This window comes from Enterococcus sp. 3C7_DIV0644, assembly GCF_002141235.1.
Taxonomy (GTDB): Bacteria; Bacillota; Bacilli; order Lactobacillales; family Enterococcaceae; genus Enterococcus_D; species Enterococcus_D entomosocium.
The window spans coordinates 1770664-1793450 of the sequence record NZ_NGLK01000001.1 but is presented as its reverse complement, the minus strand read 5'-3'; the positions used below and the strand labels follow the sequence as shown (position 1 = coordinate 1793450).

The following is a 22787-nucleotide window of genomic DNA, read 5'->3' as shown; positions in this document are numbered from 1 at the left end:
GGGAACCTTTTTTGATCGATGTAAATAAATTCGAAAGTATGCAAATCGGTTTGGCTTCTCCTGAAAAAATCAGAAGCTGGTCTTATGGTGAAGTAAAAAAACCAGAAACCATTAACTACCGTACGTTAAAACCTGAACGCGAAGGGTTGTTTGACGAGCGTATTTTCGGTCCAACCAAAGACTGGGAATGTGCTTGCGGCAAATACAAACGGATCCGCTATAAAGGCATCGTTTGTGACCGTTGCGGCGTGGAAGTAACACGTTCAAAAGTGCGTCGTGAACGCATGGGACACATTGAACTAGCAGCACCAGTATCACACATTTGGTACTTCAAAGGCATTCCTTCACGGATGGGTCTTGTCTTAGACATGAGCCCACGTGCATTGGAAGAAATCATCTACTTTGCTTCATACGTAGTGATTGAACCAGGAAACACCAGCCTTGAGAAAAAACAACTATTGACTGAACGGGAATACCGTGAAAAACGTGACCAATACGGTCAAGAATTTTCAGCAGCAATGGGTGCCGAAGCCATCAAACAATTATTAGATGGCGTTGATCTTGAAGGCGAAGTTGCTGAATTAAAAGAAGAATTGAAAAACGCGACTGGTCAAAAACGGACCCGTGCGATCCGCCGTTTGGATATCTTAGAAGCATTCCGTGCTTCAGGAAACAAACCAAGCTGGATGGTCATGGACGTTATCCCAGTTATCCCGCCTGATTTGCGTCCAATGGTGCAATTAGAAGGTGGACGTTTTGCCACAAGTGACTTGAACGACTTGTATCGTCGTGTAATCAACCGTAACAACCGTTTGAAACGCTTGTTAGATTTGAATGCACCAAACATCATCGTTCAAAATGAAAAACGGATGCTACAAGAAGCAGTCGATGCCTTGATCGATAACGGTCGTCGCGGCCGTCCAGTTGCAGGGCCAGGGAACCGCCCATTGAAATCTCTTTCTCACATGTTGAAAGGGAAACAAGGTCGTTTCCGTCAAAACTTGCTAGGAAAACGGGTCGACTACTCAGGTCGTTCAGTTATTGTCGTTGGTCCATTCCTTAAAATGTACCAATGTGGTCTGCCAAAAGAAATGGCGATCGAATTGTTCAAACCGTTCGTGATGCGGGAACTTGTTTCTCGTGAAATCGCGTCAAATATCAAAAATGCCAAACGCAAAATCGAACGTCAAGAAGACGAAGTTTGGGATGTCTTAGAAGATGTCATCAGAGAACATCCAGTGCTATTGAACCGGGCACCTACGCTTCACAGATTAGGTATCCAAGCATTTGAACCCGTCTTAGTTGAAGGCCGTGCCATTCGTTTGCACCCACTTGTTTGTGAAGCCTACAATGCCGATTTCGATGGAGACCAAATGGCCGTTCACGTACCATTGAACGAAGAAGCGCAAGCAGAAGCACGTATGCTGATGTTAGCAGCCCAAAACATTTTGAATCCAAAAGACGGAAAACCAGTTGTAACACCATCTCAGGATATGGTCCTAGGGAACTACTACTTGACGATGGAAGAAGAAGGCCGTGAAGGGGAAGGCATGATCTTCCGTGACATGGACGAAGCAGTTACGGCATGGCGCAATGGCTACGTGCATTTACACACACGGATCGCTATCAATCCAAACACTTTAGGGGACAAACCATTCACGTCTGAACAAAAACAACGCTTGATGGTAACAACGGTGGGTAAAGTGATCTTTAACTCGATCATGCCACCAGAATTCCCATTCTTAAACGAACCGACAGACTACAACTTGACGGTTCAAACACCAGACAAGTACTTTATTGAAGCTGGTACAGATGTGCCTGCCTTCATCAAAGAACAAGAGCTTGTTGGCCCATTCAAGAAGAAAAACTTAGGAAACATCATTTCAGAAGTCTTCAAACGTTTCCGCATCACTGAAACGTCACGCATGCTTGACCGCATGAAAGACTTAGGATACAGCCATTCAACAATGGCGGGTATCACCGTTGGTATCGCTGATATCATGAACTTGCACGAAAAACATGAAATCATCGACAATGCCCACAAACAAGTTGAAACGATCACGAAACAATTCCGTCGTGGATTGATTACCGATGACGAGCGTTATGAACGAGTTATTGGTGTTTGGAATGCAGCCAAAGATGAAATTCAGTTAAAACTGATGGAATCATTGGAAGCGAAAAACCCAATCTTCATGATGTCTGATTCCGGTGCCCGTGGTAACATCTCCAACTTTACTCAGCTTGCTGGGATGCGTGGATTGATGGCCGCGCCTAACGGACGAATCATGGAATTGCCGATCATCTCAAACTTCCGTGAAGGTCTATCTGTCTTAGAAATGTTTATCTCGACCCATGGTGCCCGTAAAGGGATGACCGATACCGCCTTGAAAACAGCCGATTCCGGTTACTTGACACGTCGTCTCGTTGACGTTGCCCAAGATGTTATCATCCGTGAAGACGATTGTGGTACTGACCGTGGTTTAGACATTCAAGCAATTCGCGAAGGAAACGAAATCATCGAATCCTTAGAAGAACGTTTGATTGGACGTTACACACGTAAATCAGTGATCCATCCTGAAACTGGCGAAGTCCTTCTAGGGGTCAATGAATTGATCACTGAAGATTTAGCTAAAGCCATCGTGGACGCTGGTATCGAAACAGTATCCATTCGCTCTGTCTTTACATGTAACACCAAACATGGTGTATGTAAACATTGTTATGGCCGCAACTTAGCTACTGGTTCTGAAGTTGAAGTTGGGGAAGCAGTCGGTACCATCGCTGCCCAATCAATCGGTGAACCTGGTACTCAGTTGACCATGCGTACCTTCCATACCGGCGGGGTTGCCGGAGACGATATCACGCAAGGTCTCCCTCGTGTCCAAGAAATCTTTGAAGCCCGTAATCCGAAAGGACAAGCGGTCATTACCGAAGTTACCGGAGAAGTCATCGATATCTCAGAAGACCCATCAACTCGGACCAAAGAAGTGACTATCAAAGGGGAAACCGATACGCGTACGTATACCGTTCCTTATACTGCCCGGATGAAAGTAGCAGAAGGCGACTTTATCCATCGTGGTGCGCCATTGACGGAAGGTTCGATCGATCCAAAACAACTGTTACAAGTTCGCGATGTCTTGTCTGTTGAAAACTACCTATTACGGGAAGTTCAACGCGTTTACCGGATGCAAGGGGTAGAAATCGGCGACAAACATATCGAAGTAATGGTTCGTCAAATGCTGCGTAAAGTCCGCGTCATGGATCCAGGTGATTCAGGCATCTTGCCAGGAACATTGTTGGATATCGCCGACTTTAAAGACCGCAACTACGACACATTGGTAGCCGGCGGCGTTCCTGCAACTAGCCGTCCAGTCCTACTAGGAATCACGAAAGCATCTTTGGAAACCAACAGCTTCTTGTCTGCTGCGTCCTTCCAAGAAACCACTCGTGTGTTGACCGATGCAGCGATTCGCGGCAAGAAAGATCCACTTCTTGGATTGAAAGAAAATGTTATCATCGGTAAGATCATCCCAGCTGGTACTGGTATGCCTCGTTACCGTGAAATGGAACCAAAAGAAGTAACAGTTGCCAGCGAAAATGTCTACAGCATCTCAGACATCGAAGCACAAATGGCTGCTGAAGACGCATTGAACAGCCAGAACTAATCAATGCCCAGCACCTGATTGACTCAGTGTGACGGAAAAGCTTGTCATTCTTCGGAATGGCAAGCTTTTTTTGTCTATATTATAGAAATTAATGTTATTAGGTCCATATGTGCAAAAGAAATCACCTTCGAAAGTATGATGAATCCCGACATGCGCTCAAATTGTTCCTTGGCGTACGTCATTCAACTCTTTCGAAGGTGATTTTTTTTGTTTATTAGTTTTCCTCTTGCCGTTCTTGCAGCATATGAATTCCCTTTTCCTGAACCTGCCGAGCGATAAACGCCAAGTCATTCGAAGTCAGATTGATGTCTGCATAATGAAATAAGTTTTTTCTGCAGGAGGGGGTCAGATTGCCGATGATCAAATCATACGTCTCATCCAGTTTGGTCAGAGAAAACGAGTCCAGAGGATTTAAAATCGTGATGGTTAGCTGATAAGGAATAAACTGTTGGATTTTCGTTTGGATAAATTCCGTATGGTAACTATTCGTATCATAAAACAAAGCTAAGCGAAAGCCAGCATTGGCATCGATGATTTCTTTAGCGAAATTTGGGAAAGATATATGGAAAATATAAATCAGGTAATTGATCGTACTTGGTCGAATGATCGGTAAATTTGAATGGGTCAAAAGGTGAACGATGTCTCGATTGACTGCCTGTTGGACCAAATCACAGTTGTTGACAAAACGAGCAAAGCGATCATCCAAGATGCAGTAAGGAACGCGCAAGTTGATCCCAAGAAAATAAGAAAAGACCACAGCGTCGAGTTTCTCTTCAAAGTCGGCTTCATGATAGTTGTACTTTTTAAATATACGTTTGGTCATTTGATAAAACTCTTGTTTGGTCTTACGAAAGACGTTGGGGTCCTGACCAATATGGGTCGTGACATAACCGACCATTTTCTCGACGTAGGCCCGACTGTAGCCGGTAAATTCGCTCAAATCGATTTTCTCTAAGAAATATTCGACGTGGTTTCCATTGGGGTTGGAGGCGTATAGGCGATCGCGCTTCGTGTTGATATAGATCACAAAAGCGATTTTTTTGATGTCGGAAAAATAAAGCTTTAAGGGTGTCGCTGCTGCCATGATACGAGCGATTTTCAAAAAATCCTGTTCTTGGTTGATGTTGGCATCCACAAATTCATACTGGTACTTTTCTAAGAAGAAAATCAGAAAAAACTGGCGAATGTTGTGTTCATTTCCTTTTAACTGGATGGGTTTGGTCGCGATGAAGAAATCATATGGTGCCAGAACCATGTTGATCCTCTTGATCAAACGAATGATCGACGATTTGCTTAAATTTAATTCTAGAGCCAACATATCATAACTAGTGAAACTTGATGAGAAGAGTAGTTCCAATAATTGAAATGCAGAAGAGCGAGTCAAAAACTGGCTGTATACGTCTAGCCGAGTAGCAAAGGGATGCAAGTGGAGGCGAACAGCTGAATAATTGTCAAATTGTAAGTCCAGAAACGAAAATTCATTGTCGATTTCCGCGATATAGGTTTTTGCTGCAGACATTGAAATGGAAAATTTTACTGCCAAATCGTGAAGACTCGTTCCCTGATCGTCTAATAAATACTCAATCAGCTGTAGTTTCTTTTGTGTCGTAGATGATAACAATTTCCGTAACATGATTGCCCCTGAGCCCCCTTTTAAGTAAATAGTATCACGTTTTTACATGTATTCAAAAAAATTGCGTGTTGTATTTTTTTTGAATACATCCCACCCCAAAATTTTGGGAAAATAGAAGTGTGGAATAGTAGTAATACGTTTGATACAAGTAGCAAAGACCAAAATTTTTGAATCATGGGGAGGAGGCAAAAAGCAGTTGTTTGTTGGGATATATTGCTCACTGTTGAACAATGTTATTCGTCGAGCGTTTCCGAGATCAATTGAAAAAATTTAAATAAAAAAGGAATGAACAATTATGAAAAAACAATTTTCTATCTATATATGTTTGCTAGTCTTGCTTGGCTCCATTTTTTGTGAACCAACGATCATACTAGCAGAAGCAATCAACGCAACCGAAAGTACCGAAAGAACGACTGAAACGCTGGAAAGTACCGATCCTGAGACGGGAACGATCGATACGGAAAAAGCACCTACGGATTCATCGACAGCGGGAGCAGTTCAGTCAGAAACGAGTCAAGCAGAAGAAGAACAAGCAACCGTCCCTAGTGAAAGTCAAGCAACCCAAGCATCTTCGACACTGAATCAAAACAGCATTCAACCCCGAGCACCAGATACTGAGGCGGAAACGGAAGCTTCTACTACCGCTGAGAATCTTAGTGCCAACCTAAACGAACGGGGAGTACAACTTTTTGACAATGTCCGAATTACTGACTTAAACGATCAACCCTTCACTGCCGAAAATCCACCGATGTATAACGGCAACATCAAAATTCATTTTGACTGGTCGTTAGCAGATACGGAAGAAATTCGCGCTGGCGATTATTATACGTATCAATTACCGGAATATTTTGCTATTCATAACACCGTTAGCGGCGAATTGACCCGTTCTGGTGGGCAATCGATCGGAACCTTTACCTTAGCACTCGATGGCACGTTGACTGTTACTTTTAACGAAGCGGCACAAACACTTTCCAACCGCTCAGGGACTATCGATCTAATTACGGAATTAAGTGTGAGCACTGTCACCGAAGAAGTGACGATTCATACTGGGATCTACGATGAAGATGGTCATGAGATCATCATTACATTGCCTATTTATGAAGTCGACATCATTAAGACTGGTAACGTGACTTCCAGCGGTTCAGTGGTTTGGGAAATTATTTTTAACCAAACCAGTCGTGAATTGCATGATGTGGTGATCACCGATAAAATGCCTCAAGGTTTGTCTTATAGTACTTCGACAGGCTACTTGTACGATGAAGCCACCGAGGAGTGGGTTCGTACCGATGGCTTATATACCTTTAACAGCGTCAACAACACGTTTACCTTCAATCAAACGGTTAATCAACCGGTTCGAATCGTCATCAATAGTGCAGTCACTGATCCAACGGCTTCTTCTTTCAAAAACACGGCAACAATCAAGGGCAGCGATTTTACAGAAAAAACTGCAGAAGCAACGGTTACTTACGATGAGCAATCGGAATACAAACGGTTCAAAGGCTATGATCAAGAAACGAAACGAGCATCATGGGAAATTTCCGTCACATTGGACAAAGACCAAGCCAGAGTTTTGGATCAGACCTATTCAGGAACGGATCCTGAAAAAGCCCTACATTTTTTTGTTCCAGAGACTTTGGTGATCACGGACAAAGATGGTAACTCTATCCCAGCAGAAGATTGGTCCTTTGATGGGACGTACCAGCTGGATAATGAGGGAAAAATCGTCCGCTTTGGCATCACGTTTGCCAAAGCTGGTTACTACAAGATCCAATACGATACCCAGTTGTATGAATCTGTTCTAGCTGATACTCGTATTTACAACTACGCTTCGATCCGCGACAATCAAAATACCTCATTGACGGGCAGTGGGACAGTGACGCCAACCAAAACGATCGGTGTCGTGAAAACAGCTGGCACCAAAGACTATGAAACGAAGACTGTCGCATGGAAAATTGATGCCAATACCAATCAGCAAAAAGTCAGTGACCTAATCATCGAAGACCGCTATCAATTGATCTCAGGGGCAAACAGCAGCGCACTGGCCTTGTTGGCGGATACGCTGGTAGTGACGGCAAGCGGAGTGACCGAGCCTTTAGAGCTCAATACCGATTATACGCTAGAGCTAATCACAGAAACGAAAACGCTAGCCGATGGCTCAACGAAGGAACTTGAGACTGGTTTTCGGATCAAGCTGCAAGGGGCGTACCAAACGACCTCGGCAACGATCACGGTTAATTTCAAAACTAGCTTCGATGTTTCACAGCAGATCGCATTAGGAAGTTCTAGTAGTCGTTTTAGTAATGCAGCGTTTGTCCATTATAAAGACGAAGCCGGCAATACGTTCACGGAAGCCTCTGAATCCAATACTTGGATGGATACCAACTGGTTAAAAAATGCCTTGAAATACGGCCTATTTATTGGTGAAGGGGAAGATGTCGCCAAAGCGATTACTGCCGTATTAGGTCGGAACTTAGGAACTATTTTTGATGAGCAGACCGCTTCCAGCGATCAAGTCTATTGGATGGGGCTATTCAATACGTACAAAGAAAAAATCAACAAAGATGCAGTCATCACTGACCAGCTGCAAGAAGGCCAAACCTTGAAAGACCTGGCGCTTTACACGGTCACAGTAAGTGGATATACGACGCAAGTCAGAGCACTAAAAGAGCAATTGGTGCTAAACGAGGATTACAGTTACACCTATGACCCTGACACGAAGACAGTTACGATCACCTTGCTGAAAGAAACCTCAGAAACACTGGCGGTCTTCTTGGCAACGGAAGCAGCGGAAGATGTATTTACCTACAAAAATACCATCACGTTGACAGACAACGATACAACGTTGACCGCGGATGGCCAAGCCGATAAGTCGGCGAAAACGGACTGGTTGATGAAAAACGGTAGTCAGAATGCCGAAAACAATCGGTTGATCGATTGGGAAGTCATGATCAATGCTGACAGCCGCAAAATCCACAATGCGGTAGTGACCGATACCATCAACTACAATCAACACACCTTTTTACGAGATGCCGACGATGCCGTGATCGTAGATGTGTATGAAGCGGTCTTAAACAATGGTACGTGGGAAAAAGGAGAAAAAGTCACCTTCACCAACGAAGACAATCCGAAAATCACCTCGGATGTGGTAGCAGGGACGCAATCGTTAGTGATCGCTTTTGAAGAAATGATTGATAAACCATACTTTATCGTTTATCAAACACAACTTGACCCCGGGATTTTGAACAATGAACGGGTGACCAATAATGTCAATTTGACGGGTAGTGAGATCGAGATTCACACAGTAACCAAAGAAATCACCATCAAATCGACAGATGGCAGCGGAACGTCTTCTGGGACGAACGGTTCCTTGACGATCGTGAAATACGATGCCGATGGCACCAAAGAACGAGGGATCGATGAAGAAGCGGTTTTCCAATTAAGCCGCAAAAATGTACAAAATACCTATGAAGTCATCTTGTCGAACCTGGTGGTGAAAAACAATCAGATCATGGAAAACGGCAACGCCATTGATCGGATCGACAATCTGCGTTACGGCGATTATATGATCCAAGAAATCACCGCACCGGAAGGATACGAACGAGATGCGACTCAGTACACCTTCACTATTTCTGATAAGCAAGTCAATTATGTCTTTGAACTAGCCAACAAGCGGGAAATCAAAGAAACGACCCACGCCTTGAATGTTCAGAAGCTGCTTGATGGGCGCGAGCTAAAAGACGGCGAATTTACGTTCCAACTAGTGGATGAAACTGGCTCTGTGATTTTAACACAAACTAATGATGGCAACGGTCAAGTTGCCTTTGACGCCATCACTTACAATGAGCCTGGCGAATACCATTACACGATTCGGGAAAAAGCCGGCGATGATCCAACCATCACCTATAGCGACAAAGAATTAAAGGTAACTGTGACCGTCACGGAAGAAGATAGCCAGTTGATTGCGAAAGCAGTCTATGAAGGCAATCAAGTCTTCGAAAATGACTATACGCCAAAAGCCGGTAGTGTCGTTTTGAATGCTGAGAAAGTGCTGATCGGTCGTGATTTGAAAGCAGAAGAATTTGACTTCGAATTAGTCAATGAAGCAGGAACTGTACTTCAAACAAAAGCCAATGATGCCACTGGCAAGATCTACTTTGACGCGCTCCCTTACGAGGAAGCCGGTGAGTATCACTACACCATCCGTGAGAAAGCAGGAACTGACGGTACCATCACTTACGATGCAAAAGAACTAGCGGTAGTCGTGACCGTCACCGATGAAGACGGACAATTGACCGCAGTGGCGGAATATGAAGGCAACCAAGTCTTTGAAAATGACTATACGCCAAAAGACGGCGGAGTGGTGCTGAATGCTGAGAAAGTATTGACCGGTCGCACGCTGGAAGCCAACGAGTTTGCCTTTGAGCTGGTAGATGAAGAAGGCAATGTACTTCAAACAAAAGCCAATAACGCAACCGGACAAATCTACTTCGATGAATTGACATATGGCGAAGTCGGCGAATACCGCTACACGATTCGAGAAAAAGCTGACGCAGATAGTACCATTACCTATGACATGAAAGAAATTGGCGTTGTCGTGAAAGTAACCGATGAAGACGGGCAACTGGTGGCAAAAGCAACATATGATGGCAATGCGATCTTTGAAAACGACTATCAACCAAAAGCTGGTAGTGTCGTACTGAGTGCCGAGAAAGTCTTGACCGGACGCACCTTACAAGCTGACGAATTTGCCTTTGAACTGGTAGATGAAGAAGGAACTGTTCTTCAAACAAAAGCCAATGATGCAACCGGACAAATCTACTTTGACGCGCTCACCTATGAGGAAACTGGCGAATACCGCTATACCATCCGTGAGCAAGCAGGAAACGATGGCACCATCACTTACGATACGAGAGAACTGGCAGTAGTCGTTACCGTCACTGATGAAGACGGACAATTGACTGCAGTGGCAGAATACGAAGGCAACCAAGTCTTTGAAAACAGCTACCAACCAAAAGCTGGCAGTGTCGTATTGAGTGCCGAGAAAGTCTTAACCGGCCGCACATTACAAGCAAATGAGTTTAATTTTGAACTAGTGGATGAAGACGGAACTGTACTTCAAACAAAAGCCAATGATGCCACTGGCAAGATCTACTTTGACGCGCTCCCTTACGAAGAAACAGGTGAGTACCACTACACCATTCGTGAGAAAATAGACAGCGATGGCACTATCACGTACGATACAAAAGAACTAGCGGTAGTCGTGACCGTGACGGATGAAGATGGACAGTTGACCGCAGTTGCCGAATACGAAGGCAACCAAGTCTTTGAAAACAGCTATCAACCAAAAGCTGGCAGTGTCGTACTAAGTGGCGAGAAAGTCTTAACTGGTCGTACACTACAAGCAAATGAATTCGATTTTGAACTAGTCGATGAAGCCGGAACTGTACTTCAAACAAAAGCCAATGATGCCACTGGCAAGATCTACTTTGACGCTCTCGCCTATGATGAAACAGGTGAGTACCACTACACCATTCGTGAGAAAACAGGAACTGACGGTACCATCACCTACGATACGAAAGAACTTGCAGTAGTTGTGACCGTGACGGATGAAGACGGACAGTTGACCGCAGTGGCGGAATACGAAGGCGATCGAGTCTTTGAAAACAGCTACCAGCCACAAGCTGGCAGTGTCGTACTAAGTGCTAAGAAAGACTTGACGGGTAGAGACTTGCAAGCCAACGAATTCGCATTTGAATTAGTGGATGAAGCTGGAAAGGTTCTGCAAACCCAACGCAATGACGCAAATGGAACGATTACCTTTGATGCATTGACGTATGACGATGCTGGGGAACATCGTTACACGATTCGTGAAAAAGCTGGCAATGACGCAACGATCATCTATGATGAAACCACCTATCAAGTAACGGTCACCGTCAAAGATCAAGACGGAAAATTAGTGGCTGAAGCGGAACAAACGGCAGAGATGGTATTCAACAACCGTGTCAAAGAAGGCAAAACAACGAAGCCGGGCACTGGCAACTTACCGAAAACCAATGACACCACGACCGCTGGTTGGGTCGTCCTTGGACTGTTGTTAGTAGTAATCGCAGTAGGCATCTACCTTGATCGCAAAAAACGGACGCCGTTATCATAGGCTGGGGAAGCAACAGAGCAGAAAGAGAAAGCGGGATGAGACCAACTTGTCCCGCTTTTTCCTGTCCTGTTTTTTTTCACTTCAAAGAAAAAGACCATCAAAAGTATGAAACGCTAGAAAGCGAACAATCAGCAAACCCAGACTCAAGAAGGGGACGAAGGGCAACTGCGCCAATCGTTTCTTCCAGATGCTTTGATAGCTAAAAAAAGCGAGGAGACCAAGACTGCTGGCTACTAGTAAGAGGGCCAAAAGGGTCGTTGGCGCTAGCCAAATGCTCCAGCCTGCCAGCACTAAGAGATCGCCGCCGCCCATTTTTTCCTGCCAGACAAAAAAGACCAGTGGAACCAGCAAGCCTAAAGACAGCCATTGAAAAGAAGCGCCGCTTCTAAGCTGTGCCAGCGCTAGCAGTAGGTGGGCGGGGTACAGCAGTTGCGGGTAGACGCTATAGTCTATCAAGTCGGTCAAGCTGAGTAAAAAGGCACTGGTCAGCCAGACAAAAGCCAGGAAGCTTTGGGAATCATGAAAGGCAACCCCGCAAAGTCCGCCATAGCACAAGCAGGCGAAAACCCAATAAAACGGGGGTGAAAGCCATCTCGTAGGAAGGCGAAAAAACCAATGGTTATCCGAAACTTTGTTCACTTTCTGGTAGTGAGAACGAGAATCACTTTTTAGTGGATTCCAAAACAGGGTATGTAAGAGCAAAAGCCAAAAGAAGCCGAGTAAAGCGCCTAAAAAAAACACGAAAATCGTCATTTTTCGATCCTCCTTATAAAGAAATACGTAAGAGAGTGAGAAATTTTCTCAAATAGATGATTTTGTTGTACTTTTTATTTGTTTCGTATTATCCTTAAAATAGATAATTTAGAGGAGGAATCGTTATGAAATTTGAACAAACAAAAGAAGTATTAAACCAACTTGTTGCTGATTTAAGCCAAATGGCTATGGTCGTTCACCAAACACACTGGTACATGCGTGGACCTGGCTTTTTGACCTTGCATCCAATGATGGACGAATTCATGGATGATCTAAATGAGCAATTGGATGAAGTTTCTGAACGCTTGATTACATTAGACGGTTCACCATATTCAACTTTGCGTGAAATGGCAGAACACACTCAAATCCCTGATGAAGTTGGCAACTGGGACCGCACGATTCCAGAACGCTTAGCTACATTGGTGGAAGGCTACCGTTACTTAGCGGACTTATACCAAAAAGGGATCGAAGTATCTGGTGAAGAAGGCGACGATCCAACCCAAGATATCTTCATCGGCTTCAAAACAGCCATCGAAAAACGTATTTGGATGATCCAAGCGCACTTAGGCGAAGCGCCATTGATCGATCCAGCGAAATCTCGCGTACGTCATTAATCAACAAAAAACCAGCGAAGAATTTTCTTCGCTGGTTTTTTTACTTGCTTGCTAATAACCCTTTGGCGGCTTCAATTTGCTGTGCTACTTGATCAAAACCGGTGCCGCCATAAGAATGACGATTTTTGACGGCGGTATAGGAGTCAAGTTTTTCAAAAATATCGCTGTCGATGGCAGGATGGATCGCTTGGTAGTCTTCCAAGGAAACATCTTGCAGATAGATGCCTTTGGTCAAGCACTCGCTGACGAGCTTGCCGACAATCTCATGGGCTTGTCTGAAAGGCACGCCTTTGCCGGCTAAGTAATCCGCTAATTCTGTTGCGTTGGAAAAATCCTTTTCAGTGGATTCTTGCATCCGTGCTTGATTGACCTTCATCGTTGCGATCATGCCCGTCATGATCTGCAAGCTTTTCGTGATGGTTTCGGCACTGTCAAACATGCCTTCTTTGTCTTCTTGGAAATCTTTGTTGTACGCCAGCGGCAAGCCCTTCATGACCGTCAAAAGACCAAAGAGATTCCCATAGACACGTCCTGTTTTTCCACGGATCAGCTCCGCCATGTCAGGGTTTTTCTTTTGAGGCATGATGGAGCTGCCAGTGGAGAAGGTATCGGTCAGTTCCACAAATTGGTATTCATGGCTGCACCAAAGAATCAGCTCTTCACAAAAACGAGACAGATGCATCATCAATAAAGAGGCGTTGCTTAAAAATTCCAAGATAAAATCACGATCGCTGACCGCATCTAGGCTGTTGCTGTAAATATTGCTGAACCCTAACTCTTGAGCGGTGAAGGCCCGATCGATGGGGAAGGTGGTTCCTGCCAAAGCGGCACTGCCTAAAGGCATCACATCGATGCGGCTCAAACTTTCACTGAAACGCTCTTGGTCACGCGTCAGCATACTGTAATAGGCTAAGAGGTGATGGGCAAAAGAAATCGGCTGTGCATGCTGCAGATGGGTATAACCAGGCATGATGGTGTAGATGTTGGCTTCGGCTTGTAAAACCAGCGCTTCTCGCAAATCAGCGATCAAAGTGATCACCTCTTGCACGACTTCTTTCAAATACAAATGCATATCGGTCGCCACTTGGTCATTACGACTACGGGCAGTATGCAATTTGCCTGCCACTGGTCCAATCAATTCATGCAAGAATGTCTCGATGTTTAAATGGATGTCCTCATTTTCAATCGTGAAGGTCAATTCGCCAGCGGCTAATTGCTGCTGAATCGTGGTCAAGCCGCCAATGATCGCTTCGCCATCGGGTTGACTGATGATGCCCGTATGGACCAGCATTTTGACATGTGCCAAACTGCCAAGAATGTCTTGCTTTGCTAACTTTTGATCAAACGTGATGGAAGCCCCAAAAGCATCGATCCATGCTTCGTTTTTCCCATCGAAACGTCCGCCCCATAATTTTGCCATATTCTCACCTCAAAAAAAGATTACGGCTGAAGCGGCAGCTTCAGCCGTGCATACTTAAATCAATGTTTCTGTTAGTTGCTGTTGTGCTTGGATCTCAGCGTGCACTTTGCTTGGCAGTCCCCATAATTTGATGAAGCCGATAGCCGCATGCTGATCAAAGGTATCTGCAGACGTGTACGTTGCTAAGTTTTCATCGTACAAACTATTTTCTGATTTCCGTCCTTCACAAATGACGTTGCCTTTGAACAATTTCAAACGCACGATCCCGTTGACGTAGACTTGCGTGCTTTTCAGGAAGGTAATCAAGGCTTCTGTCAATGGATTGAACCAAAGACCATCATAGATGACTTGCGCTAATTGCTGCTCGATGATTGGTTTGAAATGTGCCAATTCCCGTACAAAGACCAAATCTTCCAACTCTTTATGAGCCGTCATCAAAGCGATCGCTCCCGGACATTCATAAACTTCCCGTGATTTGATCCCCACCAGACGATTTTCGATATGGTCGATCCGACCAACGCCATGCTCGCCAGCCATCCGGTTCAGTTTCATGATCAATTCTGCTAGATTCATCGTTTCGCCATCAATGGCGGTCGGTACCCCTTGATCAAAGGTGATCTCAACGATCGTTGGTACGTCAGGAGTATCTTCTAATTCTTGCGTGATGGCGTAGGCTCCTTTTGGCGGTGTTGCCCAAGGATCTTCTAAGACGCCACACTCACAGGCACGTCCCCACAAGTTTTGATCGATGGAATACGGATTGTCCAAGTCAGCGGGAATCGGTACTCCTTTTTCAGCCGCATAGGCAATCTCTTCTTCCCGGGACCATTTCCATTCCCGAACCGGTGCGATGACTTTCAAGTGAGGCGCTAAAGCAGCGATCGCCACTTCAAACCGAACTTGGTCGTTGCCTTTACCGGTACAGCCGTGGGCGACGGTCGTTGCGCCAGTCGCTAATGCCAACTCCACCAATTTCTTGGCGATCAATGGACGAGACAAAGCGGAAACAAGAGGATAAGAATTTTCATAAAAAGTATTGCCTTGTAAAGCGATCAAAGCAAAATCTTGGGCGAATTCTTCGCGGGCATCGATGGCATAAGATTCAATCGCGCCAACTGCCAAAGCTTTGTCTTTAATGGATTGGGTATCGCGACCTTCACCGATATCTAGGCAGCAAGCCACCACATCATATCCTTGGTCCGTTAACCATTTAATTGAAACGGAGGTATCTAATCCTCCAGAATAGGCCAATATTACTTTTTCTTTCATACTTATTAACTCCTTTTCCGCATGTTTTCAAGTGATTGAAGCTATCTTATCAGAATAAAAATAATAAATCAAGGGTAAAATTAAATATTTATACACAAAAGCAGTGATTATCAGGTTTTTATACTATTTTCGGTGGTTGGAGAAAAGAAGTGGATGCTCACTTTGTTGATGAAAGTTTATACATAATATTCATTATGGTATTCAGTTTTAGAAACCTGCAACAACAAGTTTCGTTTTTCAGAGAAAATGGCAGAAAACGAATGGAGAAAATTTTCAAAAAGAGGCGGAATTACGTTGACATTAGGCTTTATAGAAGGTATTATGTTATATGGTATTGTTTGCCCCACAAGAGCCCCGGAAACTCAAGTGTATGTCAAACATTCGTGAAATTGAATTGGAGGAAAAAATTGTGCGTACAACATATATGGCCAAACCAGGCGAAGTAGAACGTAAATGGTACGTAGTAGATGCAACAGATGTTCCTATGGGTCGTCTTTCAGCAGTAGTAGCATCTGTCTTACGTGGTAAAAATAAACCAACATTCACACCTCATGTGGATACAGGCGATTTCGTAATCGTCATTAATGCAGAAAAAATCAAATTAACAGGTAACAAAGCAAGCGATAAAATTTATTACCGTCACTCAAACTTCCCAGGAGGATTGAAATCAGTCTCTGCTGGAGAATTACGTGCTAAAAATTCTCGTCGTTTGATCGAAACTTCTGTAAAAGGCATGCTTCCTAAAAACACTTTAGGCCGTAAACAAGGAATGAAACTTCATGTTTATGCTGGCGCTGAACACCCACATGCTGCACAACAACCAGAAGTATTGGACATCACAAACTTAATCTAATAGGAGGGAATTTCATTGGCACAAGCTCAATATATCGGCACTGGCCGTCGTAAAAATGCAGTAGCCCGCGTACGTTTAGTACCAGGTACTGGTAAAATTACTGTTAACAAAAAAGATGTTGAAGAATACATCCCACACGCAGACTTGCGTGAAGTAATCAACCAACCATTCGGCGTTACAGAAACTAAAGGTTCATACGATGTTTTTGTAAACGTAAATGGTGGTGGATACGCTGGACAATCAGGTGCAATCCGTCACGGTATCGCACGCGCATTGTTACAAGTTGATCCTGATTTCCGTTTAGCTCTTAAACGTGCTGGCTTACTTACTCGTGACGCACGTATGGTTGAACGTAAAAAACCAGGGCTTAAGAAAGCTCGTAAAGCTTCACAGTTTTCAAAACGTTAATCTTTTTATTGAAGATTTCAAAACACTCTCCTTTTGGAGGGTGTTTTTTGCTTAAATGTCGATCTTATTGCGGTTGCTCTTGAAATGGATATTCAAGAGTTATTCAGCGAAATAATTAATCTAATGTGGCTGAGACAAAACTTTCTAGTAATATTTGAATTGGCTCGCATTTTTAATTGTGATTGCCACAAGCGATTCTAAATAAATTAAAATTGATTGAAATGTGTATTGACTTCCAAATGTTTTCAAAACATTAATCTTTTTACTTAATTTTTAAGAGCGATTCCTATCATATAGAAGTGTCTTGTAATAATTAAATACCGACATAATTCCTATTGAATTTGATGTATGAGTAACTCCTGTCTCTTATACACATCTAGATGTTGTCATATAAAGAATATATGCAAGCTCCAGAAAAAACATCATATCAAATACAAGTTGAAGTTAAAAAGGAGACAAATGAGACTAGATTCTCCCCTAATTTGATTAATGAGGTCAGACAATATATTTATTTTGGAGCTCCAGGAACTGGGAAAAGTTATCAACTTGATAAAGATAGTAAGATGTTTTCTGAAAAAAATGTCGAACGTGTTACGTTTCATCCGAATATGACTTATGGTCAATTTGTTGGCGTATTCAAACCTACACCAATTAGAGAGGATAAAATAACATACAAATATGTAGAGGGACCACTGATGAAGCAGCTAGTCCAAGCTTTATTACATCCGGAATCTGCATTTCTTCTCATAATCGAAGAGATGAATAGAGCCAATGTAGCGGCAGTTTTTGGAGATATGTTTCAATTATTAGATCGAGGAGAAGATTTTATTAGTGAGTACCCAATATCAATAAGTCAAGATATGCAGTGGTATTTTGAGAATAACGTTTACTTAGCTAAGGAAAATGAAGAATATATTCTTAATATGAAAAAACAAATGAACCGTGGATTAATATTTCCGTCAAATTTTTTTATTTGGTCTACTATGAATAGTGCTGATCAAGGTGTAATGCCTATGGATACCGCATTTAAACGTAGATGGGAGCAAAAATATTTTGGTATAGACAAAGCGTATGAAGAAAATAAGGATCAGTTTGATAATTATAAAAAAATTATTGTGGGAAAAAATGATGATTCTAAATTGTTATATATAGAATAAACTTATTAAATTAAAAGTACCTGAGGATAAGTTGTTAGGACCATATTTTATTTCAAAAACTATATTACAGTCCACAAATGAGAATTTAACCGATTCTTTTAAGACAAAAGTTTTAATGTATCTTTTCGAAGATGCAGCAAAACAAAAACGGACAGAATTCTTTAGCTTAAGCAAAGAAGACATGATTTACTCTAAGTTAATTGAAAAGTTTGAGCGAGATGGTATTGATGTATTTATAGATTCGGAGGAATTGGTGGAGCATAAAAAAATAGGAGGGGGTTCTAATGCAAGTCCTACTATTTAAGGAAAATAGTCCAGTTACTTCTGAGTACTTGCATAATGTACTTCAATATAAAGAGAGCATTATTGAGAAATTAAAGTTAGCTAGGATTCTAACACATAGACTGCCTAAGATTGAACTATATGAGCAAAATGATGAGTACATTGAAGAATATGTAGTTGATAAAGAATGTTATTTATTTAACTTTGTGGGAATAATTATGATAGAAAATTTTTGTTTGGTCATCTATCCGAAATATATAAAAGATATTGAAAAGGATTATAATGGTTCTCAAAAGAAAATAATACAAATTTTAAATGTAATTGAGAAGTTTCAAACTTACCATGAAGGTCAATACTCTTCTGATGGACAAGTGGGCTTGTTGGCTATGATGATTAGCATCTTGAGAAATTATTTGGATTTTGGCCTATACTCAAGTGATAAAAGTGCTGTAGAAATTAATGGCGAAGGAAATATTTTATGGGAAAAAACAATCGATGAGAGTACGGCATATTTAATAAAAGATATTCCTTTTTATTTAGATGTTTTTACAGAAAAGAATACGTTGAATGAACTTGATATAATAAGAAAATTACATGCAGCTATTGTAAGTGAAATAGTTGCGCAACTACAACCTATATCTTCCATATTTAATCTTCCTGATATAGCTTTATCTGCGGAAAAAATAGAAGATTTTGGAGATGTTCATTATCTAGAGTATATTTTAGAGAAAGAACTCTCTATGCAATTTATAACATCTAAGCAAATAATTCTACGAGAATTATTGAGTTATATTTTAAAAAAGTATAATCAGGAAATGACTAATAGTTTTGAAGTGTATGGAACAAATTCGTTTAATTTAGTTTGGGAAGACATTTGCAAAAAAGTTTATAAAGATGATTTAAATGAAAAGTTATCTTCTTTAGGCCTCAAGTTGTTTTATGAAGTAGAAAAAAATGGTGAGAAAAAGATAGTGATTGATTATAGAGAAAAAAAACTATTAAAGCATGTAGTTGAAGCACCAGTTTGGAAAAAAAAAGATTCCGTTGAAGGGATAGAAGCAAGGAAATCTTTGGAACTTGATGTCTTACATGTTAATCATGAACGAAAACGTTTTGAAATTTTTGACGCAAAATACTATTCTATTACTTTTAGTGAAAAAGATATTTTTGGATACCCTGGTATTAATGATATTACGAAGCAGTATCTGTATCAATTAGCCTTTAAAAAATTAGCTCAAATAAATAATTATGAATTTACAAATATTTTTGTTATTCCTAAAGATGAACTTCATGAAGATAATGGAGATGGCGTTGAATATGCTATGGTAGAATTGAAAATATTGCGCGAATTGGGTTTGGAGAATATTAAAGTTATTGCGAGGGATTGTGAAGTTCTTTATGATCAGTATCTAAATGCTTAGATTTTTATTTGGTCTTATCGCAATAAATTAGGTGTATTAAATATCCTTTTTAGAATCCTATTATAAAAAGGATGATAACCTGATAGTAGCAAAATAAGGAATCGAAGAATGTTAATTCTAAAAGTAACGAAAAGTACAATAAGCCTCCCAAGAACAAAGGTTGTACTGAGAATACATTGATGTTAAATATTTAAAATTTTAGTAATTTGATATCGAGTTAAATCTTTATCTTAATGAAGATTGCTCATTTGCTAGAGGCCTCACATCCCCTTGATGCCTATCTAAATTATGCTCTTATCGTCGTATATTGGCTTTTATACATTTTACACATATCATAATTCTAATTACGCGAATAAGGTTTTTGATAATTCGTTAAATTAAGCAATAACGGGAGTAAGTAATTTGGCTGATATTCAGTAGTTTAGCAAGTTATTCTTGATTCAAGTCTTTGTCTTCGCGTAAGTCGCGAATTCTATGATACACAAAATCACCTCATATGATAATATTAATACGGTCAAAGAGATTACAGCATAATAACAAATTGTACACATCGATTACTTTATCCATCAAAAAACCATAAATCAATTCTGTTATTAAATCATTTCCCTCAGATTTGGTCTTGCTTTCCAAAACGGGTTTCTATACAATAGAGGGGAATAGAAACCGAATAAAAAAAGGCACCCCGTATCAGAGTTGGCGCTCCAATACGAGGCCTTGAAAAGTCAATAGGACTGACTAATCAAGTTGCCATAGTCAATACCCTAAGGTATCGACCTGTTTATTGTACCTAATATTCTGTTCTTTTTCTAGTAGGAAAAGCAGATTTTCTGGGATTTTATGCAGGATGCCTTATGCTTATTTCGCTATGTCAAAAGGATTGGACAGTCGTCCAATCCTTTTTTTGTGTTTCAGATGGGGAAGTTAAAATAACAGGTATTGACACATTTCATTTATAAAATAAAGTGTCGGCAAGCCTCGGTTTCTATTCGTCTATCAAATAGTCAAAAAGCTCTGAGGAGGGATTCACATAGAAAGTGAAGTTGCTTGGAAACTGCCGGAAGGGATTTTTTAGATAAAAGAGGGGATGAAGCAATGAGAAAGAAAGACGAGTGTTGGCTAAAAAAGCGTGTAGCAACTGATGTAGTTTCGACATATAGTTTCGAGCAGTCGGACCAATTGACGGATACGATCAAACGAGAGATGCAAACATTATTTCCAATGTGCCGTTATGTGGAAGAGGCAAATGCAGAGTTATATTTCAAAAAGGCAACGGATGCGCTGCTTGGGGATGAAGGATTTGAGATCAGTTATGAGCACAATCAGACAGTCGTTTATGCGAATGCTAGTAAAGGCTGGTTATATGGCTTCTTTGAACTTTACAAGCATGTGATTCGAACCACTGAGTTGCCAAAAAATCTGAGGTCGATTCCCGATCAAGCCATTCGTATGGTCAACCATTGGGATAATTTTGATGGGACGATTGAACGTGGGTACGCTGGAGAATCGATTTTCTTTTCAAACAATCAGTTTCGACAAAATCATGAAACGGTACGCGACTATGCGCGTTTCTTAGCTTCCATCGGAATGAATGCGGTTTCTATCAATAACGTGAATGTTCGCGGAGATGCCAAATGGTTTATTACGGAATCGTACTTGATCGAGATTAAAAAAATCGCAGATACATTCGCTGCCTATGGGATTCGGACGTTTTTAAGTATCAACTTTGCGGCACCTATATCCGTTGGAGGATTAACGACCGCCGACCCGTTAGCTGAGGAAGTTATTGCGTTTTGGCAAAAAACAGCAGATACAATCTATCAAGTGATGCCGGATTTTGGTGGGTTTGTAGTCAAAGCCGATTCTGAAGGGGAACCGGGACCGTTTGTATATGGGCGTGACCATAATGATGGTGCCAATATGCTGGCACGAGCGTTGCAACCCTATGGAGGACTACTGATATGGCGCTGCTTTGTTTATGATTGTTTACAGGATTGGCGAGATCGCTCAATTGATCGTGCCAAAGCTGCCTACGACCACTTCATGAAATTAGACGGTACGTTTGAGGAAAATGTTATTTTACAGATTAAAAATGGACCGATTGATTTTCAAGTACGGGAACCCGTGACGCCGCTTTTTGGCGCGTTAAAACACACCAATCAAATGTTGGAATTCCAAGTGACGCAAGAGTATACCGGACAACAAAAGCACATTTGCTGCTTACTACCGATGTGGAAAGATGTATTAGATTTTGATACGAAGCATCCACTTGAACACGCCACAGTAAAGAAGATTCTCCCAGAGCAAAGTCCAAATCCTAAATATTCTGGCGTGGCAGCAGTCGTCAATGTCGGCATGGATGATAATTGGACCGGACACAAGCTAGCGCAAGCGAACCTTTTTGGCTATGGCAGATTGATTTGGAACAATGAATTAAGCACAGAAGCTATCCTTTGCGAATGGATCGATTTGTCCTTTGAGTTAGATGATTCTGCAAAAAAACGACTACTTGCAATCCTCGCTACGTCCTATCAGACCTATGAAAATTATACTGCCCCACTAGGTATCGGTTTTATGGTTCGTCCCAATCATCACTATGGGCCTGATGTCGATGGCTACGAATATGATAGATGGGGGACGTATCACTTTGCAGATAGAAAGGGCATTGGCGTTAATCGAACGTTAAAAGACGGCACCGGCTATGTAAGGCAGTATGCGGATGCTTGGTGTGAAACATACGAAAATGTAGAAACTTGCCCAGATGAACTTGTCTTATTTTTCCACCATCTACCATACGATCATGTCTTACAAAGCGGCAAAACGATCATTCAACACATCTATGACACACATTTCGAAGGCTATGAAAAAGTAGAAGAATATGTTACCGAGTGGGCTTCCTTACAGGGACAAATCGATGAAGAAAGTTATCAAAACGTCGCCGAACGATTGCAAGAACAAGTTCGTTCTGCTAGAGATTGGCGGGATCAAATCAACACGTATTTTTATCGTAAAAGCGGCATTCCAGATGCACATGGACGTCAAATTTATGCGTAGAAAGAGAATCAAGTGCTAGGCTTCAAAGAAGAAATAGCCCGTTTAGATTACTAAGAAAAAAGATTTCAACCAGAGGTAAAATTTTTTGTAATATAAGTTAGTTTATCCAA

13 protein-coding genes are annotated in these 22787 nt (G+C 41.8%); 9 read left to right on the top strand and 4 right to left on the bottom strand.

The annotated features are described in order from the left end of the window. The first annotated feature begins 11 nt into the window (after positions 1–11). The gene (rpoC, locus tag A5877_RS08435; RefSeq protein ID WP_034871965.1) at positions 12–3662 is read left to right on the top strand and encodes a DNA-directed RNA polymerase subunit beta'; all 3651 of its coding nucleotides are present in this window, start codon (positions 12–14) and stop codon (positions 3660–3662) included. A gap of 214 nt (positions 3663–3876) precedes the next feature. Here the strand turns inward: rpoC and A5877_RS08430 are convergent, their stop codons facing one another. Next, positions 3877–5295, bottom strand: coding sequence for a helix-turn-helix domain-containing protein (locus A5877_RS08430; protein ID WP_086316696.1), 1419 nt, complete (start codon positions 5293–5295; stop codon positions 3877–3879). 295 nt (positions 5296–5590) lie between these two features. Between A5877_RS08430 and A5877_RS08425 the strand changes: the two genes are divergently transcribed. Further along, on the top strand, positions 5591–11449 hold the full coding sequence (locus A5877_RS08425) for an FctA domain-containing protein (RefSeq protein ID WP_086316695.1): 5859 nt from the start codon (positions 5591–5593) through the stop codon (positions 11447–11449). A gap of 81 nt (positions 11450–11530) precedes the next feature. Here A5877_RS08425 and A5877_RS08420 read toward each other — a convergent pair whose 3' ends face one another. Further along, positions 11531–12202, bottom strand: a complete 672-nt coding sequence (locus tag A5877_RS08420; protein WP_086316694.1) for a prepilin peptidase — start codon at positions 12200–12202, stop codon at positions 11531–11533. 125 nt (positions 12203–12327) lie between these two features. Here A5877_RS08420 and A5877_RS08415 point away from each other — a divergent pair, with 125 nt between their 5' ends. Then, the gene (locus A5877_RS08415; protein ID WP_005230382.1) at positions 12328–12816 is read left to right on the top strand and encodes a Dps family protein; all 489 of its coding nucleotides are present in this window, start codon (positions 12328–12330) and stop codon (positions 12814–12816) included. A gap of 40 nt (positions 12817–12856) precedes the next feature. Here the strand turns inward: A5877_RS08415 and argH are convergent, their stop codons facing one another. Together argH and A5877_RS08405 are read right to left on the bottom strand one after the other, a co-directional pair. Further along, positions 12857–14236: an argininosuccinate lyase gene (argH, locus tag A5877_RS08410; RefSeq protein ID WP_086316693.1), complete on the bottom strand. Its 1380-nt coding sequence runs from the start codon at positions 14234–14236 to the stop codon at positions 12857–12859. Between the two features lie 54 nt (positions 14237–14290). Further along, a complete protein-coding gene (locus tag A5877_RS08405; protein ID WP_005233014.1) occupies positions 14291–15505 on the bottom strand; it encodes an argininosuccinate synthase in 1215 nt (404 codons plus the stop codon). Positions 15506–15911: 406 nt separating this feature from the next. Here A5877_RS08405 and rplM point away from each other — a divergent pair, with 406 nt between their 5' ends. The 6 genes from rplM (at position 15912) to A5877_RS08375 (ending at position 22677) form a co-directional block, all read left to right on the top strand. Beyond that, positions 15912–16358 (top strand): 50S ribosomal protein L13, encoded by a 447-nt coding sequence (gene rplM, locus A5877_RS08400; RefSeq protein ID WP_301280258.1) that lies wholly within the window; start codon positions 15912–15914, stop codon positions 16356–16358. Between the two features lie 15 nt (positions 16359–16373). Next, complete coding sequence (rpsI, locus tag A5877_RS08395) at positions 16374–16766, top strand: 30S ribosomal protein S9 (protein ID WP_003128901.1); 393 nt, start codon at positions 16374–16376, stop codon at positions 16764–16766. A 401-nt stretch (positions 16767–17167) separates the two neighbouring features. Further along, the gene (locus tag A5877_RS08390; protein ID WP_176273445.1) at positions 17168–17923 is read left to right on the top strand and encodes an AAA family ATPase; all 756 of its coding nucleotides are present in this window, start codon (positions 17168–17170) and stop codon (positions 17921–17923) included. Positions 17924–17954: 31 nt separating this feature from the next. Beyond that, positions 17955–18227 (top strand): hypothetical protein, encoded by a 273-nt coding sequence (locus A5877_RS08385; protein ID WP_086316691.1) that lies wholly within the window; start codon positions 17955–17957, stop codon positions 18225–18227. Beyond that, positions 18208–19626, top strand: a complete 1419-nt coding sequence (locus tag A5877_RS08380; protein WP_086316690.1) for an LlaJI family restriction endonuclease — start codon at positions 18208–18210, stop codon at positions 19624–19626. The genes A5877_RS08385 and A5877_RS08380 overlap by 20 nt, the downstream gene beginning before the upstream one ends. 1092 nt (positions 19627–20718) lie before the next feature. Further along, the gene (locus A5877_RS08375; protein ID WP_086317450.1) at positions 20719–22677 is read left to right on the top strand and encodes an alpha-glucuronidase; all 1959 of its coding nucleotides are present in this window, start codon (positions 20719–20721) and stop codon (positions 22675–22677) included. Positions 22678–22787: the final 110 nt, after the last annotated feature.

Bases quoted from the DNA above. Each gene is read 5' to 3' on its own strand.
- A5877_RS08425 (WP_086316695.1), top strand. From the start codon at position 5,591: ATGAAAAAACAATTTTCTATCTATATATGTTTGCTAGTCTTGCTTGGC.
- A5877_RS08375 (WP_086317450.1), top strand. From the start codon at position 20,719: ATGAGAAAGAAAGACGAGTGTTGGCTAAAAAAGCGTGTAGCAACTGAT.
- A5877_RS08380 (WP_086316690.1), top strand. From the start codon at position 18,208: ATGCAAGTCCTACTATTTAAGGAAAATAGTCCAGTTACTTCTGAGTAC.
- A5877_RS08415 (WP_005230382.1), top strand. From the start codon at position 12,328: ATGAAATTTGAACAAACAAAAGAAGTATTAAACCAACTTGTTGCTGAT.
- argH (WP_086316693.1), bottom strand. From the start codon at position 14,236: ATGGCAAAATTATGGGGCGGACGTTTCGATGGGAAAAACGAAGCATGG.
- A5877_RS08430 (WP_086316696.1), bottom strand. From the start codon at position 5,295: ATGTTACGGAAATTGTTATCATCTACGACACAAAAGAAACTACAGCTG.
- A5877_RS08390 (WP_176273445.1), top strand. From the start codon at position 17,168: ATGCAAGCTCCAGAAAAAACATCATATCAAATACAAGTTGAAGTTAAA.
- A5877_RS08405 (WP_005233014.1), bottom strand. From the start codon at position 15,505: ATGAAAGAAAAAGTAATATTGGCCTATTCTGGAGGATTAGATACCTCC.
- A5877_RS08420 (WP_086316694.1), bottom strand. From the start codon at position 12,202: ATGACGATTTTCGTGTTTTTTTTAGGCGCTTTACTCGGCTTCTTTTGG.